Origin of the sequence: Actinomadura sp. BRA 177 (assembly GCF_013372625.1) — a bacterium.
Taxonomy (GTDB): Bacteria; Actinomycetota; Actinomycetes; order Streptosporangiales; family Streptosporangiaceae; genus Spirillospora.
The window spans coordinates 1-15,794 of the sequence record NZ_JABXFD010000300.1; the positions used below are offsets into that span (position 1 = coordinate 1).

General features: G+C 72.0%; 13 protein-coding genes and 1 pseudogene. 10 read left to right on the forward strand and 4 right to left on the reverse strand.

Annotated elements, in window-relative coordinates:
- The first annotated feature begins 107 nt into the window (after positions 1–107).
- Positions 108–1,235 carry a CU044_5270 family protein gene (locus HUX53_RS14455; RefSeq protein WP_176403700.1) on the forward strand — a complete coding sequence of 376 codons (1,128 nt, stop codon included), beginning with the start codon at positions 108–110 and terminating at the stop codon, positions 1,233–1,235.
- Between the two features lie 276 nt (positions 1,236–1,511).
- Here HUX53_RS14455 and HUX53_RS14460 read toward each other — a convergent pair whose 3' ends face one another.
- Positions 1,512–1,748, reverse strand: coding sequence for a hypothetical protein (locus tag HUX53_RS14460; protein ID WP_255205251.1), 237 nt, complete (start codon positions 1,746–1,748; stop codon positions 1,512–1,514).
- 230 nt (positions 1,749–1,978) lie between these two features.
- Between HUX53_RS14460 and HUX53_RS14465 the strand changes: the two genes are divergently transcribed.
- The 3 genes from HUX53_RS14465 to HUX53_RS14475 all read left to right on the forward strand — a co-directional run bounded on the left by HUX53_RS14465 (position 1,979) and on the right by HUX53_RS14475 (position 6,492).
- Positions 1,979–3,430 carry a pentapeptide repeat-containing protein gene (locus HUX53_RS14465; protein WP_176403702.1) on the forward strand — a complete coding sequence of 484 codons (1,452 nt, stop codon included), beginning with the start codon at positions 1,979–1,981 and terminating at the stop codon, positions 3,428–3,430.
- A 127-nt stretch (positions 3,431–3,557) separates the two neighbouring features.
- The gene (locus tag HUX53_RS14470) at positions 3,558–5,642 is read left to right on the forward strand and encodes an RNA degradosome polyphosphate kinase (protein WP_176403703.1); all 2,085 of its coding nucleotides are present in this window, start codon (positions 3,558–3,560) and stop codon (positions 5,640–5,642) included.
- Positions 5,635–6,492 carry an NUDIX hydrolase gene (locus HUX53_RS14475; protein ID WP_176403704.1) on the forward strand — a complete coding sequence of 286 codons (858 nt, stop codon included), beginning with the start codon at positions 5,635–5,637 and terminating at the stop codon, positions 6,490–6,492. The genes HUX53_RS14470 and HUX53_RS14475 overlap by 8 nt, the downstream gene beginning before the upstream one ends.
- On the opposite strand, the gene HUX53_RS14480 is transcribed toward HUX53_RS14475, so the two are convergent.
- The gene (locus tag HUX53_RS14480) at positions 6,489–7,979 is read right to left on the reverse strand and encodes a CYTH and CHAD domain-containing protein (RefSeq protein ID WP_176403705.1); all 1,491 of its coding nucleotides are present in this window, start codon (positions 7,977–7,979) and stop codon (positions 6,489–6,491) included. The genes HUX53_RS14475 and HUX53_RS14480 overlap by 4 nt on opposite strands.
- A gap of 117 nt (positions 7,980–8,096) precedes the next feature.
- On the opposite strand from HUX53_RS14480, the gene HUX53_RS14485 reads away from it, so the two are divergent.
- Both HUX53_RS14485 and HUX53_RS14490 read left to right on the forward strand, forming a co-directional pair.
- Complete coding sequence (locus HUX53_RS14485; RefSeq protein WP_176403706.1) at positions 8,097–8,789, forward strand: HAD hydrolase-like protein; 693 nt, start codon at positions 8,097–8,099, stop codon at positions 8,787–8,789.
- 52 nt (positions 8,790–8,841) lie between these two features.
- On the forward strand, positions 8,842–9,360 hold the full coding sequence (locus tag HUX53_RS14490) for a hypothetical protein (protein WP_176403707.1): 519 nt from the start codon (positions 8,842–8,844) through the stop codon (positions 9,358–9,360).
- Positions 9,361–9,370: 10 nt separating this feature from the next.
- On the opposite strand, the gene HUX53_RS14495 is transcribed toward HUX53_RS14490, so the two are convergent.
- Positions 9,371–9,919, reverse strand: coding sequence for a TetR/AcrR family transcriptional regulator (locus tag HUX53_RS14495; RefSeq protein WP_176403708.1), 549 nt, complete (start codon positions 9,917–9,919; stop codon positions 9,371–9,373).
- A 61-nt stretch (positions 9,920–9,980) separates the two neighbouring features.
- Between HUX53_RS14495 and HUX53_RS14500 the strand changes: the two genes are divergently transcribed.
- The 4 genes and pseudogenes from HUX53_RS14500 to HUX53_RS14515 all read left to right on the forward strand — a co-directional run bounded on the left by HUX53_RS14500 (position 9,981) and on the right by HUX53_RS14515 (position 12,837).
- Positions 9,981–10,382, forward strand: a complete 402-nt coding sequence (locus tag HUX53_RS14500) for a nuclear transport factor 2 family protein (protein WP_176403709.1) — start codon at positions 9,981–9,983, stop codon at positions 10,380–10,382.
- A gap of 121 nt (positions 10,383–10,503) precedes the next feature.
- Entirely contained in the window at positions 10,504–10,815 is a 312-nt protein-coding gene (locus HUX53_RS14505; RefSeq protein WP_176403710.1) for a hypothetical protein, read from the forward strand.
- A gap of 155 nt (positions 10,816–10,970) precedes the next feature.
- Positions 10,971–11,917: pseudogene (locus tag HUX53_RS14510) on the forward strand (ATP-binding cassette domain-containing protein).
- Between the two features lie 170 nt (positions 11,918–12,087).
- Positions 12,088–12,837, forward strand: a complete 750-nt coding sequence (locus HUX53_RS14515) for an ABC transporter permease (protein WP_309237221.1) — start codon at positions 12,088–12,090, stop codon at positions 12,835–12,837.
- Here HUX53_RS14515 and HUX53_RS14520 read toward each other — a convergent pair.
- The gene (locus tag HUX53_RS14520) at positions 12,819–15,785 is read right to left on the reverse strand and encodes a BTAD domain-containing putative transcriptional regulator (RefSeq protein ID WP_176403712.1); all 2,967 of its coding nucleotides are present in this window, start codon (positions 15,783–15,785) and stop codon (positions 12,819–12,821) included. The genes HUX53_RS14515 and HUX53_RS14520 overlap by 19 nt on opposite strands.
- Positions 15,786–15,794: the final 9 nt, after the last annotated feature.

Below are 15,794 nucleotides of genomic sequence, written 5' to 3' on the forward strand. Positions count from 1 at the left end.
CGCCTGCACCGCGCCCGCCGCCGCCTTCTGCACGCCGCCGCCCAGGAGTCGGCGGACGGCCGCGAGCCCGCCGGGGTTCGGGTTCGGGTTATCAGCGAGGAGATGACATGAGGGACGTGCTGCACACACTGCGGGAGGCCAGGCCCGCCGAGCTGGACCCGGACGCGCCGGTCGACGGGGACGTCCGGCGGGCGGAGCTGGCGCACGCCATGGCGGGGGCGCAGGGCGCTCCGGCGCGGCGGCGGGTGCGCCCGGTGTGGGGGCTGAGCCTCGCAGGGGCGGTGGCCGCGGGGGCGATCGTCGCGGCGACGCTGGTCACCACCGGCGGGAACCCGGCCGGCCTGGCGCCGCAGCGGGGCGGGGAGGCACTCGACGCGAGGACCGTGCTGCTCGCGGCGGCGGAGAAGGCGGACGGCCAGACCGAGACGATGCGGGCGTACTGGCACCAGGTGACCATCTCGTCCCACCTCTACATGGTCGGGACGGGCGCGGACCACTACGGCGTCGTCGTCCGGCAGAAGGCGGAGACCTGGACGCCGAGCAAGCCGGACGTCAAGACCTGGACGCTCCAGCAGAACCTCGGCGCCAAGCCCGCCACCCAGGCGGACATGGCGGCCTGGAAGCGCGCCGGCTCACCGACCACGTTCGAGATCGACGTGCCCACGTCCCCCAAGCAGAAGGGACGTCTGAAGAGCTTCACCGCGAAGACCGCGCCGGGCCGTCCGGAAGTGAGCAGTTCGCCGCTGGTCGACGGGGACAAGGTGTTCTGGCTGGGCCGGAACGTGACCATGAAGGATCTGCGGTCGCTGCCGTCCGACCCGAAGCGCCTCAAGGCTGAACTGCTGCGCTGGTACAAGGGCCACGGCACCGAGTCGAACGACCCGATGTCATCGGACGAATGGCTCTACCAGGTGGCGCGCGGCCTGGTGATGGACATGCCGGTGAAGCCGGAGGTCCGGGCGGCCGGATTCCGCATGCTGGCCGCGCTCCCGGCGGTGAAGTCGGTCGGAAAGGTCCAGGACCCGCAGGGCCGCACGGGAAACGCGATCGCCGTGGACGAGAAGACCCCCCGCGGCGTGATCCGCCACCAGCTGATCATTGATCTGTCCACGGGTACCGCCCTGGCCAGCCAGAACATCATGCTGGTCCCGGCCGCCGGCACCCAGACCCCGTCCGGCCGCACGGAGGGCTCCACCGTCACCCTCACCACAGAATGGACGAACTCCCACCCGTAACCGGAGCGGGAAGGGACGGTACGGTCCGCCGGTACCGTCCCCGCGCTGAACCGCGCCGCCGGGTCGCACACCCCTGCACATGCGGACGATCATCGGAAGGGACGGCGTCATCACGGCGCCGTCCCGCGGAGGGCGCCTCAAGCCGGCCCGGGCGGACGGTCAATTCCGATGCCGGCACCCACAAGTGAATGGACTTGCACCCGTGGCGGGTGGAGGGGCGGCGCCGCCGTGGCGCCGTCCCTTTTGTGTCGGGCGGGGTTCGTGATCGTTGTGTGATCAGGCGCTTTTGGGGGTTCGGCGGGCGGTTTGCTGGGCGGCGCGGCGCTGGGCGCCGGCGGCCTTCGCGCGGTTGAGGCTTTCTCTGACCTTGGCGGCGCCGCGGGTCGCGGTCACGGTGTCCTTGGCGCGTCCGGCGTAAACGGCGAGCACCTCGGCGACGGGCGGCGGCTGCCATTCCTCCTTGACGACGAGCGGCACGGCGGGGATGGGCGGGACGACGGTGTTTCCAAGCACGGGGTTTCCAGGCACGGTGTTTCCCGGCACGGGGACGAGCGCGAGATGCGATTGGCAGTGCGGGCACTGCACCCCCGGATGGGTGTCTCTGCTCATAACAGAAATCATTACGCAAGGGTCTGACAAAACAAGCCCGCCCCTTTATCGGGGCGCGGGTGGCGCCGGGGTCGCACGTACCTGGCCCCCGGGAGACCTTCACTCCGCGCGGCGGCGTGGGTACAACGAGAACCGTGACCTCTCACGAGCCTTCCTCGCCGGTGGTGTTCTGGCCTCGATGTTCGGCCGTCCAGGGATGCAGTGGACGGGCGGCCGGACGGTTCGGCGGCTGCCCCGCGCACCTGCGTCCCCGCGAGTTCGAGGAGTTCACGGGCGCGCTGCGTCCGGGCGGCGACCTCGACCTGCGGGGCGTCACCATCGAGGCGTGGCTGCTCGACGCCGTGCTGGACGCCGTCACCGGGCCGGACGGACGTCCCCACCTCGGCCGGACGCGGTTCGACGGCGCCGTGCTCCCGTCCGACGCGGTGCTGCACGGCGCCTGCGTAGAGGGCGACAGCTCGTTCGATGGCGCGTGCTTCCTCGGCGGCGTCTCGTTCTACGACGCGCGGTTCTTCGGCAATGTCTCGTTCCGGGGTGCGCGGTTCGGCCGGAACGTGTCCTTCCACGAGGCGCGCTTCCACCGGTACGCGACGTTCGAGGAGGCCGTCTTCACCTGCGACGCGCTGTTCGGGGAGGCCCGCTGGCACGCCGACGCCTCGTTCCGGAGGGCCGTGTTCATGGGCGCGGCCTGCTTCGACCGCGCCCGGTTCGGACGGGACGCGGCGATGCAGGCGGCGTGCTTCGGCGGCCCCGTCTCGTTCAAGCGCGTCCAGGTCGCCCGGCATGCCCGGTTCGAGCGGACGCGGTTCCGGCAGGGGGTGGCGCTCGGCCCGCTCGCGGCGGGCGGCCGGATCGGGCTGTCGGACGCGACCGTGCACGGCCGGCTCCGCGTCCACGCGGCGGCCCCGCAGGTCACGGCGCGCGGCGTGATCGTGCACGGGGAGGCCGGGTTCCGGCTGCGGCACGCGGAGCTCGACCTGGAGGACGCGGTGTTCGAGGGCCCGGCCGCCGTCCGGTCGCTGGCCCGCCCGATCCAGGGGGTCACGCCTCCGCTGGGCCCGGCGGACGTCCGGGTCGCGTCGCTGCGCCGGGTGGACGCGGCCCGGCTGCACCTCGCGGACGTCGACCTGAGCGGCTGCGGCTTCCTCGGCCTGCGCCGCCCGGACGCGCTGGAGATCACGGGCGACTGCGCGTTCGCGACCGTCCCGGACCGGCGGACGCTGCGGCCGTGGGCGCGCTGCCGCCGCGCGGTGCTGGCCGAGGATCTCACCGGCGGCGACGATGACCGGCTGCGGGCGCTCTACCTGGGGCTGGCCCGCGCCACCGCCGCGTCCGACCGGGGCCGGCTGGCCAGGGACTTCCGGTACGGGGCGCTGGAGATGCGGCGGCGCGGGGAGCGGGATCCGCTGCGCCGGCTGGGCCTGCACCTGCTCTGGGTCACCTGCGGCTACGGGCTGCGCGCGGGCCGCGTCGTCGCCTGGCTCGCGGTGATCGTGGCGCTGGTGTGCGTGGGGGCGTCCGCCCTGAGCCATGACGACCGGGCGGACACCGCGCACATCGCGCATCTGGGCGGCGGCGGCGCGTAACGGCCGGGCAGGGCGCGGGAAATACCGAGTGATCAGCGGGAACTTGGGGCATGATCGGAGGGTCTGATCCTTCGGGTGAAACCCGCCGAGTTCGACCGCCGTTCATCTTGGTCAGGGAAATTAGGGCATGACCGTCAATCCAGGACAGCTCCCCCAGCAACCCGAAGCGCTGCCGGACGACCGCTTCCTCGATCGGGAGGAGAGCTGGCTGAGATTCAACCAGCGCGTCCTGGAGCTGGCCGAGGATCCGGGCCTGCCGCTGCTGGAGCGCGTCCGGTTCCTGGCGATCTTCGCCAGCAACCTGGACGAGTTCTTCATGGTCCGCGTCGCCGGCCTCGCCCGCCGGATGGCGACCGGGCTCGCCGTCCAGTCCGCGAGCGGCCGGCAGCCCCGCGAGGTGCTGGAGCGCACCGGCGAGGTCGCGCACGAGCTGATGGGCCGGCACGCGTCCTGCTTCCGCGACGAGATCCGTCCCGCCCTCGAGGACGAGGGCGTCGACATCCTGCGCTGGGACGAGCTGGCCGAGACCGAGCAGGAGCGGCTGCGGCGCCTGTTCCGCGACCGGATCTACCCGGTGCTCACCCCGCTCGTCGTCGACTCCGCGCACCCGTTCCCCTACATTTCGGGCCTGTCGCTGAACCTGGCGGTGATCGTCCGCGACCCGGAGACCGACGCGACGATGTTCGCCCGCGTCAAGGTGCCGCCGCTGCTGCCGCGCTTCATCGAGGCGTCCCCCGACCGGTTCACGCCGCTGGAGGACGTCATCGCCGCCCACCTCGGGCAGCTGTTCGTCGGCATGGAGGTCATGGAGCACCACGCGTTCCGCGTGACCCGCAACCAGGACCTGGAGATAGACGACGACATAAGCGAGGGCCTGCTCCAAGCCTTGGAGCGCGAACTGCTGCGCCGCCGGTTCGGGCCGGTCGTCCGGCTGGAGGTCGAGGAGTCGATCTCCGACGGCGTGCTGGAGCTGCTCACCTCCGAGCTGGCCGTGGACGACAGCCAGATCTACCGCGTGATCGGTCCGCTCGACCTCGGCGGTCTCGCGTCCATCGCCGACCTCGACCGCCCGGAGCTGAAATATCCCCCTTTCGTGCCGTCGAAGGAGGCGCTGCCCGAGGATGCGAGCATCTTCAGCGCCATCCGTGAGCGGGACGTCCTCGTCCACCACCCGTACGACTCGTTCACCACGACCGTCCAGCGGCTGATCGAGGACGCCGCCGCCGACCCGCGCGTCCTCGCGATCAAGCAGACGCTGTACCGGACGTCCGGCGACTCCCCGATCGTGGACGCGCTGATGAACGCCGCCGAGGCGGGCAAGCAGGTCGTGGTCGTCGTCGAGCTGAAGGCCCGCTTCGACGAGCGCGCCAACATCGCGTGGGCGCGCAAGCTGGAGACGGCCGGCTGCCACGTCGTGTACGGGTTCGTCGGGCTGAAGACGCACTGCAAGCTCGCGCTGGTCGTCCGGCAGGACGACGAGGGCCAGCTGCGCCGCTACTGCCACATCGGCACCGGCAACTACCACCCGAAGACCGCCCGCCTCTACGAGGACTTCGGCCTGCTCACCGCCGACCCGGAGGTCGGCGAGGACGTCAGCGCGCTGTTCAACCACCTGACCGGCTACTCGCGGCAGAGCTCCTACCACCGGCTGCTCGTCGCGCCGAACAGCCTGCGGTCCGGGCTCGTCCAGCGGATCGAGCACGAGATCGACAACCGGCGGGCGGGGCATTCGGCGCGCGTCCGGATCAAGTGCAACTCCCTCGTGGACGAGGTGATCATCGACGCGCTGTACCGGGCGTCGCGGGCGGGGGTGCCGGTGGACGTCTGGGTGCGCGGCATCTGCGCGCTGCGTCCCGGCGTGCCCGGCCTGTCGGACATGATCCGGGTGCGCAGCGTCCTCGGCCGGTTCCTGGAGCACTCCCGCGTGTTCGCGTTCGAGAACGGCGGCGAGCCCGAGGTGTGGCTCGGCAGCGCCGACCTCATGCACCGCAACCTGGACCGCCGCGTCGAGGCCCTCGTCACCGTCACCGACCGGGCGCAGCGCGACGACCTGCTCGCCCTGCTCGACCGCGCCATGGATCCCGGCACCCACGCGTGGGCGCTCGCCGGCGACGGCACGTGGACGCGGGCCCGGCCGCGGCCCGGCGAGACGCTGCTCGACATCCAGACGCACCTGGTCAAGAGCCGCCGATGGAGGACGGTCGATGGCTGAGATCATCCGTGCGGCGGGCGCGGTGCTGTGGCGGGACGGGCCGGAGTTCGCCTTGATCCACCGTCCGCGCTACGACGACTGGTCGTTCCCCAAGGGCAAGGTCGACCCGGGCGAGCACGTGCTGCGCGCCGCCGTCCGCGAGATCGAGGAGGAGACGGGCATCGTCGCGCGGCTCGGCCGCCGCCTGCCGACCTCGACCTATCCGATCGGGGAGCGGACGAAGCAGGTCGACTACTGGACGGCCCGTCCGGTCGCGTCGAGCGCTTTCACCCCGAACTCCGAGGTCGATGAGCTGGTCTGGCTGCCGACCGCCGAGGCCGAGGCCCGTCTCAGCTACCGGCACGACGTCGACCTGCTCCACGAGTTCCTGCGCGGCCCTTCGCGGACGTCGCCGCTGGTCATCTTGCGGCACGCGTCCGCCGGGGAGAAGCACGAGTGGCGCGAAGCCGACGCGCTGCGTCCGCTGGACGCCCCGGGCCGGCGCGAGGCCGCTGCCCTCGCCGGGCTGCTGCACGCCTACGGGCCGCTGCGGGTGATCAGCTCGGCGACGGCGCGCTGCCTGGAGACCGTCCTGCCCTACGCGCGCCTGGCCCGGACGTCCATCGTCACGGACGCGGCGTTCACCGTCGGGGACACCGGCCCGGAGCAGGCCGTGGAACGGCTGCTCTCCTTGACCGGCGCCCCCACGGTCGTGTGCACCCACGGCGAGATCGTCTCCGAACTCGTCACGGGCCTGTGCAAGGAACTCGGCGAGAAAGCTCCGGACGACCCGAGCCTCCACAAAGCGGAATTCTGGGCCGCCCACCTTGCCGACGACTCAATGGCAGCCCTGGAACGCCACAGCGCCTAGAACGATGGGCCGAGGGTGCGTGACCAGGTCGTCGCCAGCCGGTCGCGCGCGGTTATCGCCTCGCATTGTTCCTTGCCGTAAAGCACACCGAGCGTGAACGCCTCCGCCGGAATCTGGGTGCGTTTCGCGGCGGCCGCTAGGTGCTCCATGGCGATCACACCGTCCTGGTAGTCGCCGAGGACGCCCTGGATGCGCTTGGCGTCCTCGACCACCCGCTTCGCCGCGACACCCAGCACCGGAACCGCCAGCTCCGCCGCGTACCGGGCGCGCTTGGCCTCCTTCCGGGTCTCGTGGCGCGCGATGTCGGGATCATCGGCAGTCTTGATCGACGCGTACTCCTTGGCCATCCGGTCCCACGACCGCGTGATGAGGCCGGGCAGTTCCTTGCGGGCCTTCTTGCCCGCCGCCGCGGCCAGCGGCGGGTTCGCGATGAGCCTGTCGAGTGCGTCGAGGAGCGCGAAATACCTGGGCTCCTTCAGACACATGTTCAGCCGCCGATACGCGGATCGCTCCTGCTTCTCCAGATCGTCCAGCAGGAAATCGGGGGCGCCCTGAAACCGCATGCGGAGCACCTCGCGGTCGCGCACTTCACCCAGTTCCTGCGCCAGCCACCGAAGCTCCGGCCCGAGCGGAACGGTCCTTTCTGCGTCCAGCACAGACCGGTAGCTGCGCAGCGCACTCCGCGTCCTTCGCACCGCGACGCGCATCTTGTGGACGGCATCGTCCTCGCCCAGCCGCGCCTTCGGGTCGAAGTGCGCGATGGCCTCGACCTGCTCGGCGAGATACGCCATGACGACCTCGCCGGTCGTGATCCCGGGCGCCTTCCCATTGGAGGTCGCCGCCGCGATCCGCGACCTGAGCGCGGCCCGCGCAGCGGCGGCCTCCGACGGCACGACGGCCTCGCCGAGCAGCCGCCCGAGCTTGGACGACGACTTGGCCTTCTTGGCGCCGCCCTTCCGGATCCGCTTCCCGGCCGCCTTCAGCAGGTCGGGGGCGCCGGTCCCCAGCTCGACCTCGATCTCCCGCCACATCTCGGGCTCGGCGTCGCCGCCCCGCCCGGTCACCAGGTCGTCGGCGACCTCCGCCAGCTCGGCCCCGTCCGCACCGAGCAGCCGGACGACCGTCCGCCTGGTCTCCAAGGTCGCCACCGGACGCAGCTCCGCGCCCCGCGTGTGCACCGCGACCAGCCCCGCGAGCCGCGCCGGGACGACCAGCGGCCGGCCGAGCGGCGCCCGCAGCTCCTGCTTGCTGTCCGGCCCGGCGGGCATCTTCAGGTGCCAGCCCGCGTCCGTCCCGCCCTTGCGCCGCCGCAGCGTGATCTTGTTGGCGGCCAGCCGGAGGTCCGCGGTGTCGAAATAGGTGGCGTGCAGCTCGTGGACCTGCGGCTCCCCGACCGACGCCACGCCCGGCAACCCGCCTAGCTCCGGCAGGACGAAGTCGGCGGCGGCATCGTACTTCTGCTCGATCTCGAGATGCCTTTCGGCCACGCTCTGCTCCTTCAGGGACGTATGTCGATCAACACGCACACCCAAGTGACCAGCATTTCACGCCCGGATGACCAGCGGCGGAATCCTTTACCCGCGCCTGCGCCCTAACATGCGGCCGTGCGAACACTGGTGCTCTGGGACATCGACCACACCCTCATCAACGCCGGCGGCATCAGCGCCGACATCTACGCGACGGTGTTCCACCGCCTCATCGGCCACCGCCCCGCCAAGGTCGCCGCCATGGCCGGACGCACCGACCTCGCCATCACCACCGAAACCCTCAGCCACCACGGCATAGACCCGACGCCCGCCCTGCTGGCCTCCTTCACCACGGCCCTCGCCGAGGCCTTCGCGTCCCGCTCCCACGACATCGCCGCGAGGGGCCACGTCCTACCGGGCGCCCACGCCGCTCTGAAGACCCTCGCCGCGCGCCCCGACGTGATCCAATCGGCCCTCACGGGCAACATGGAGCAGATAGCCCGCGTCAAACTGACCGCCCTCGCCCTGACCGACTACTTCGACCTGGACGTCGGCGCCTACGGCATGGACGGCATCGAACGCCCACCCCTGGTGGCCCTCGCGCAGCAGCGCGCGTCCCGCAAGTACGGCGACGACTTCACGCCGTCCAACACGGTCCTGATCGGCGACACCCCGCACGACGTCCGCGCAGCCCACGAAGGCGGCGCCCGAGTAGTAGCCGTAGCAACAGGCGCCACCCCGGCCCCCGCCCTCCGCCTCTCCGGCGCCGAACAAGTCCTAGAAGACCTGACCGACACCCAAAGAGTCGTCCGCTCCATCCTCAACGCTTGACCACGTCAAAAACCGAATGCGCCGCAGGCGGTGAAGTCGCAGACTTCCCGTGATGCCGGATCTCGAAGAACACGAATACCTGCGCCGCCTGGAACTGCTGTGCCGTGAGCTGGTCGACCACGCCGACGACGAGGGCTGGCTCAGTTATCTCGACGAACCCGAGTCCGCGACGCCCCTCCAGCGCACGGTCAACGAGATCGCCAGGACGCTCCTGCACTACCACTTCGAGGGCGACGGCTGCGTGGACGAGCGTCCCCTACTGCCCCTCGGCGGCGCGGCCCTGATCAGGTCGTCCGGCTACTACGCGGACATCTGCGCCCTGCTCGGCGTCGAGACGCGCCCGGAAGGCTGGGCGCTCTGGCACACCTGGGACGACAAGAAGCGAGCCACAACCCTAGTAACGACGTGCCTCACCACGACCGAGGGCCTGCTGTCCAACTGGGCGCGGCGCATACCCGCCAATCCGGCCACCCCGGACCGCGCCCACATCGCCGCGGTCCTGCGCGGCTGGTACGGCCCGGTGGTCTACTCCCCCGACTACAGCGATCGCCTCGGCCTCGGCGGCGCGTGAGGTCGGTCGATCAGGGGGGCAGGACGGCGCGGCAGGCGGTGGTGATCAGGATGTCCACCGTGGGCGGCGGCGGGCGGCGGGCCAGGAGGTGGCGGCGGACGGCGCCGTAGGGGACGTCGACCGTGGCGAAGACCAGGCGCTCGTGGTCGAGGCCGGGGTGGCGGTCGGCGAAGGCGTTGAGGGCGTCGGTGCTGTCGCGGTTGAGGTCGGCGAACCGGTCGGGCCATTCGCCGACCAGGTCCTGGCGCCGGTAGAGCAGGAGGACGGCGGCTTCGTCCAGGTGGGCGCGGCACCAGCGAGGGGTGTGCAGGGCGGCGGACTCGGCGTCGCCCGCTGCCAGCGCCGCGACGAAGCCTTCCTGGAAGCGGTGAGCGCAGCGGGTCCAGAGGGTGGCGAGCAGCAGGTCGCGGGAGCCGAACCGGTGGTAGATCGAGCCGGACGGGGCGCCCAGGCGGGTGGCGATGGCGCCGATCGTGGCCGCGGCGGGTCCGTCTTCGGCGGTCACCGCCAGGGCGGCGTCGAGGATCTGGTCCTCGGTGAACTTGGCCGGTCTTCCCAAGGGGCGCCTCCCGTGTTAGTAGTGGATTCATTCTAGAACACCGTCTCTAAAAGGAGTGCCCATGGCCGCCGGTTCGGACGTCGTCGCCGGGTTCTACACCGCCACGCAGGCGCGGGACGCCGGGGCGATCCTCGCTCTGCTGCATCCGGAGTTCGAAGCCCGTACCGCGCCCGGCCTGCCGTTCGGGGCCGGCGGCGTGTTCCACGGCCCCGAGGAGACGCTCGCCCGTGTGTGGGGTGCCGTCTTCGCCGAGTACGACACCGCGCCCTATGCCGAGACCTGGCATGAGACGGACGACGGGCTCGTGGTGGTGACCGGGCACTACCGGGGCACCGCGCGCTCCACGGGACGTCCTTACGAGGCGGAGTTCGTCCATCTGTGGCGCGTGACCGGCGGCCGGATCACGTGGCTTCACCAGTACACCGACACCGCCCGATGGCACGAGGCGCTGACCCCCGCCTGACGCGGCGCGGGGGGACGAGGTTCGGGCTGACGGGTGACCACTTTGTGCCAGGTCAGCGGGGAACCGGGCGACCGACCGGCACATCGATATAGCCGACATCGTTGCTACGTGGGGGTTATAGGTGAAGCGTGCGGTTCCGGTCCTCATCTCCGTGTTCGCGCTCGGCGGCGCGCTCACGCTCAGCGGGTGCGAGGTCAGTTCGCACAGCTGCGTCAACGGCAGATGCCACGTGACCGTCAGCGGCACGGGCAAGACCTTCGACATCAACGACGTCGACGTCAAGGTCACGGAGATCTCCGGCGCGTGGGTGTCCGTGACCGCCAACGGGTCGGCCCCCACCCGGATCTCGGTCGGCGACAGCTCCCGGGTCGGCCCGGTCACGATCAAGGTCACGTCCATCAAGGGGCAGACGGTCAAGTTCGACATGGAGTAGACACCCGGCGCCGGGCGCGCCAGCGGCGGACGCCAGGGGGCGTCAGGCGGCGGGCGCCCGGCGGCGGGCGCGCCGGCCGTCCGGCGGGTGGACGTCCGGGGGCGGGCGGTCGGCGTGTGAGGGGTTTGTGAGCGGCGCCCGGCAGCCTTCGGGGTATGAGTTACGCGTTCCAGGCCGAGGGCCTGGTCAAACGGTTCGGGAAGACGACCGCGCTGGCGGGGGTGGAGCTCGCGGCGCGTCCGGGGACGGTGCTGGGGGTTCTCGGCATGGTGCTGGGAAAACTACGGCGGTACGGATTCTCGCGACCTTGCTGCGTCCCGATGCGGGGCGGGCCGAGGTGTGCGGGCTGGACGTCGTCCGGGACGCGGCGAAGGTGCGGGAGCTGATCGGCCTCACCGGGCAGTACGCGTCCGTGGACGAGGACCTCACCGCGGCGGAGAACCTCGTCCTCATCGGGCGGCTGCTCGACATGCGCAAGGCGGAGGCGCAGGCGCGGGCGGCCGAACTGCTGGAGCGGTTCGAGCTGACCGAGGACGCCGGGCGCCGGGTTTCCACGTATTCGGGCGGGATGCGGCGCCGCCTCGACCTCGCCGCCAGCATGATCGGACGTCCCGCCGTGATCTACCTGGACGAGCCGACGACCGGCCTGGATCCGGGACGGCGGGAGGAGGCGTGGCGGCTGATCCGGTCGATGACGGACGGCGGCGGGACGGTCCTGCTGACCACCCAGTACCTGGAGGAGGCCGACGCCCTCGCCGACGAGATCACCGTCATCGACCGCGGGACCGCCATCGCGTCCGGCACGCCGGCGGAGTTGAAGCGGATCGCCGGCGGGCAGACGATCACCGTCCGGCCGCGTGACCCTGGGCGGATCGGCGAGGTCGCCGCGATCCTGCGCGCGGTGTCGGGACGCGAGGTCGAGCCGCGCCGGGACGTCGTCTCGGTGCCGGTCAGCGGAGACGAGGACTTCACCGAGACCGTCCGGCGGCTGGAATCCGCGGGAATCGGCGTCACCGAACTGTCGCTGCGGCTGCCCAGCCTGGACGAGGTGTTCTTCACCCTGACCGGCCACCGCACCGACGACGAGGAGGCCGCGGCATGAGCGAAGCGAAGCCTGGGACCGTCCCCCAGCAGAACGAGAGCCAAGCGGGTCGCCTGCCGGGAGTCGTCCCCGAGCAGAACGGGAGTCAAGCGGGCCGAAGAGCGCGGGGAGTCGCTTTCCCGCAGGTTGGTGGCATCGGGGCGGGGCGGTCGCGGCGTCGGTATCGGCTCGTGCGGCACAGTCTGCTGCTCGCCGGGCGGAGTCTGACGAAGACGCGGCGCAGCCCGGGGGTGCTGAGCGACGCGCTGTTCATGCCGATCCTCTTCCTGCTGCTGTTCGTGTACCTGTTCGGCGGCGCGGTGTCCGGCTCGACGCACGCGTATCTGCAGTACGTGTTCCCTGGCGTGCTGGTGATGACGATGTTGCTCGCCGGGATGCTGGCGACCGGGCTCAGCATCAACACCGACATCAAGAAGGGGGTTTTCGACCGGTTCCGCAGCCTGCCGATCGGACGTTCCGCGCCGCTTGTCGGCATCGTCCTCGGCGACATGGTCCGGTACGTGGTCGCGGCCGTGGTGCTGTTCGCGACCGGCTACCTGATGGGCTTCCGCGTCCAGACGGACGTGCTGTCGGCGCTGGCGGCGGCCGGTCTGGCTACCGTGCTGGGCTTCGCGCTGGGCTGGGCCAACGTGCTCATCGGCGTCCTGATCAGGGAGGAGGTCATCGTGCAGACGGTGGCGTTCCTCGGCATCTTTCCGCTGGCGTTCGGCACGAACATGGTCGTCCCGGCGGACACGATGCCCGGCTGGCTCCAGGCATGGGTCAAGATCAACCCGGTGAGCGACGCGGTGGACGCCTCGCGCGGGCTGCTGCTCGGCGGCCCGGTGGCGCATCCGGCGACGGTGACCCTGCTGTGGTCGGCGGGGTTCCTCGTCGTGTTCGGGCCGCTCGCCGTCTACGCCTACCGGCGGCGCAGCTGATCGTGCAGGAGGGCGAGCGCGCCGTGCACGTCCAGCCGGCGGCCCCGGTCGTAGGCGTCGCGGTAGGCGCGTTCGCCCAGGTCCTTGCGGAGGCGGCGGGTGAGCCGGACGACGTCGGGGTTGAACGCGTCGGGCGCGCCCCGCAGGACGGACGCGGCGCCGAGCGCCTCGGCCGCTTTCGGCGGGGCGGCTGTGGCGCGTAGCCGCGCGATCCCGTATCCGGCGACGGCGGCGATCGGCAGGTCGGGCGAATCGGCGGCGAGCGTGAGCGCCTTCCGCAGGTGCCGCGCCGCCGCCGGGTCGTCCCGTCCGATCGCCAGCTGGCCGCGCGCCGCCTCCAGCAGCGAACGGAACTGCGGGTAGGACGGGACGCGGTCGAGTTCGCGCCCGGCGGCGGCATAGTGCTCGCGGGCCTCGTCCTCGTCACCGTCGTGACGTGCGAGGTCGCCGAGTGCGAGCCGGGCCTGCACCAGGTAGCGGGACGGGGTCGCGGCACCCGGCGCGACCATCGCGGACAGCTCGTCCCGCGCCTTCCGGACGTCGCCGGACCGGGCCCGCGCCATCGCGAGCATCACCCGCTGCATGCCCGTGTCGCCGCCGTGCCCCAGCTCGCGCAGCAGCCCGACCGACTCCTCCAGCGCGGCGACGGCGTCGGCGAAACGCCCGTCGACGGTCTGCATCTCGGCCGCGAAGGTAAGCACGAGCGCCAGGCCGGCACGCTCACCCGACTCACGGAACCCGGCTTGAGCCGCGGCGATGTCCTGGCCGGCCGCGCCCATCTCGCCCCGGTTGCCGTTGAGCATGGCGCGCATCAGATGCAACGCGGCCCTCGTCCACGGGTCGGGGTTGGGAAGGCGCCGGTCGATGACGGCGACGCCCCCGGCGGGGTCGTCGTTCAGCAGCGCGGCGGCGGGCTCGATCAACGCGGCGAGCGGGTGTCCCGATTCCGGGTGCTCGCCGATCAGCGGATCGTCACGCGCGTCGCCCCCGGACAGGACGGTGTTGAACACGTAACCGCCCAGCGCCGCCGCCTCCCCCGGCACCGGCCCCCGGCGCGGAACGTCCAGCGCGAGCCGCAGCCGCCGGGCCGCCTCCGCGTGATCGCCCTGGATCATCCAGAACGTGGCCAGCGCGGCGCCCATCCGGACGGCCTTCTCCGCATCGCCTTCGTCCACGGCGTGCTGCAGCGCGGCGAGGAGGTTGTCGCGCTCCTCCATCAGCAGCGCAAGCCACGTCAGCTGCTCGGGACGGCGCAGGTGCGGTTCCGCCCGTTCGGCCAGCTCAAGGAAGCATTGGACGTGCCGGGCCCGCGCCTCGGTCGCCCTGGCATCGGCCAGCCGCTCCAGCCCGTACTCGCGGATGGTCTCCAGCATGCGGAAACGCGGCTCGGGCCCGTCGACGGCCTGGAGAAGCGAGCGGTCGACGAGCGAGTCGAGAACGTCCAGGGCGTCCTCGACGCCGGTCACCTTGGACGCGCTCTCCGGCGTGATCGTCCCGGGGAACACCGACAGGCTCTCGGCGAAGCGGCGTTCCGCGTCGTCGAGCAGGTCCCAGCTCCAGCCGACGACGGCACGCAACGTCCGATGCCGGGGCAGGGCCGCCCGGCTGCCGCCCGTCAGCAGGCGCAACCGGTCGTCCAGCCGGGCCGCGAGCTGCTCCAGGGGCATCGACCGCAGGCGGGCGGCGGCCAGTTCGATCGCGAGCGGCAACCCGTCCAGGCGCCGGCAGATCTCCCCGATGACCTCGCCGTTCACCACGAACCCCGGCCGGACGGCCGCCGCCCGCTCGGCGAACAGCTCGACGGACGACGCGGCTTCGAGCGGCGGCACCGGGCACAGCGCTTCGCCGCCGACACCGAGCCGCTCCCGGCTGGTCGCGAGGACGCGCAGGCTGGGGCAGGTGCCGAGCAGCTCGTCCGCCAGGCCGGCCGCCGCGTCCACGACGTGCTCGCAGTTGTCCAGGATGATCAGCGTTTCGTCGGCGGACAACGCCTCGACCAGGCGGTTCGTCCCGTCCCGGAGCCCCAGGACGCCCGCGACCGCGCCCGGCACCTCGGCGGCCTCCTCGACCGCGGCCAGTTCAACGAGCCAGACCCCGCCCGGGAACCTTCCGGACAAATCGGCCCCGACCTTCGCCGCCAGCCGCGTCTTGCCCACCCCGCCGGGCCCGACCAAGGTGACGAGCCGCCCGTCCCACAGCGCCCGCGCAACCCACGCGCACTCGGTCTCCCGCCCGACGAAACTCGTCGGCGGCACCCGCAGATTGCCCCGCACCTGCTCCCTGGGCGCGGCCCGCAGGACGGCCAGGTACGCGTCCCGCGGCCCCGTCCCCGGATCGGCCCCCAGCTCCTCTGCCAACAAGGCTCTGAACTGCTCGAACACGGCCAGCGCCTCGGCCGACCGGCCGCTTTCGTGGAGGGCCTCGATGAGCAGGGCGCGCGGACGCTCACGCAACGGATGCAGCGCCGCCGGCTCGACCCCGATCCGCAGCTCGGCGGCCACCCGATCCTCGATCGCCGCAACGCGGAGCGCCTCGTACCGCACGGCCGCCGCGTCCGCGAACGGGATTCCGGCCGCATCGGCCAGCACGTCCCCGCGCCACAGCCCGAGCGCCTCGCGCAACCGGTGCGCCGCGCCTTCGGCATCCCCGTCCCGGAGTGCTCGCGTCCCCTCCCCCGCCAGACGCTCGAACTCGGAGCCATCGACCGAGTCGACGTCCAGGACGTAACCGCCGGGCACCGACCGCAGCCGCCCGTCCGGCAGGCACCGCCGCAACCGCGAGACGAGCGCCTGCAGCGCATGGACGCCCGGCCCGCCTTCCGGCCACAGCGCCTGGACGAGGGCTTCCGCGGTGACCGTCCGCCCCGGCTCCAGCGCCAACCGGATCAGCAGCGCCCGCAGCCGCGTCCCGCGAACGGCGACATCATTCCCTCGGTCCGTGACCGCCAACGGCCCGAG

What these genes read in the sequence shown, in the direction of transcription:
- HUX53_RS14455 (WP_176403700.1), top strand. Translation starts at nt 108, where the DNA reads ATGAGGGACGTGCTGCACACACTGCGGGAGGCCAGGCCCGCCGAGCTG.
- HUX53_RS14470 (WP_176403703.1), top strand. Translation starts at nt 3,558, where the DNA reads ATGACCGTCAATCCAGGACAGCTCCCCCAGCAACCCGAAGCGCTGCCG.
- HUX53_RS14475 (WP_176403704.1), top strand. Translation starts at nt 5,635, where the DNA reads ATGGCTGAGATCATCCGTGCGGCGGGCGCGGTGCTGTGGCGGGACGGG.
- HUX53_RS14490 (WP_176403707.1), top strand. Translation starts at nt 8,842, where the DNA reads ATGCCGGATCTCGAAGAACACGAATACCTGCGCCGCCTGGAACTGCTG.
- HUX53_RS14500 (WP_176403709.1), top strand. Translation starts at nt 9,981, where the DNA reads ATGGCCGCCGGTTCGGACGTCGTCGCCGGGTTCTACACCGCCACGCAG.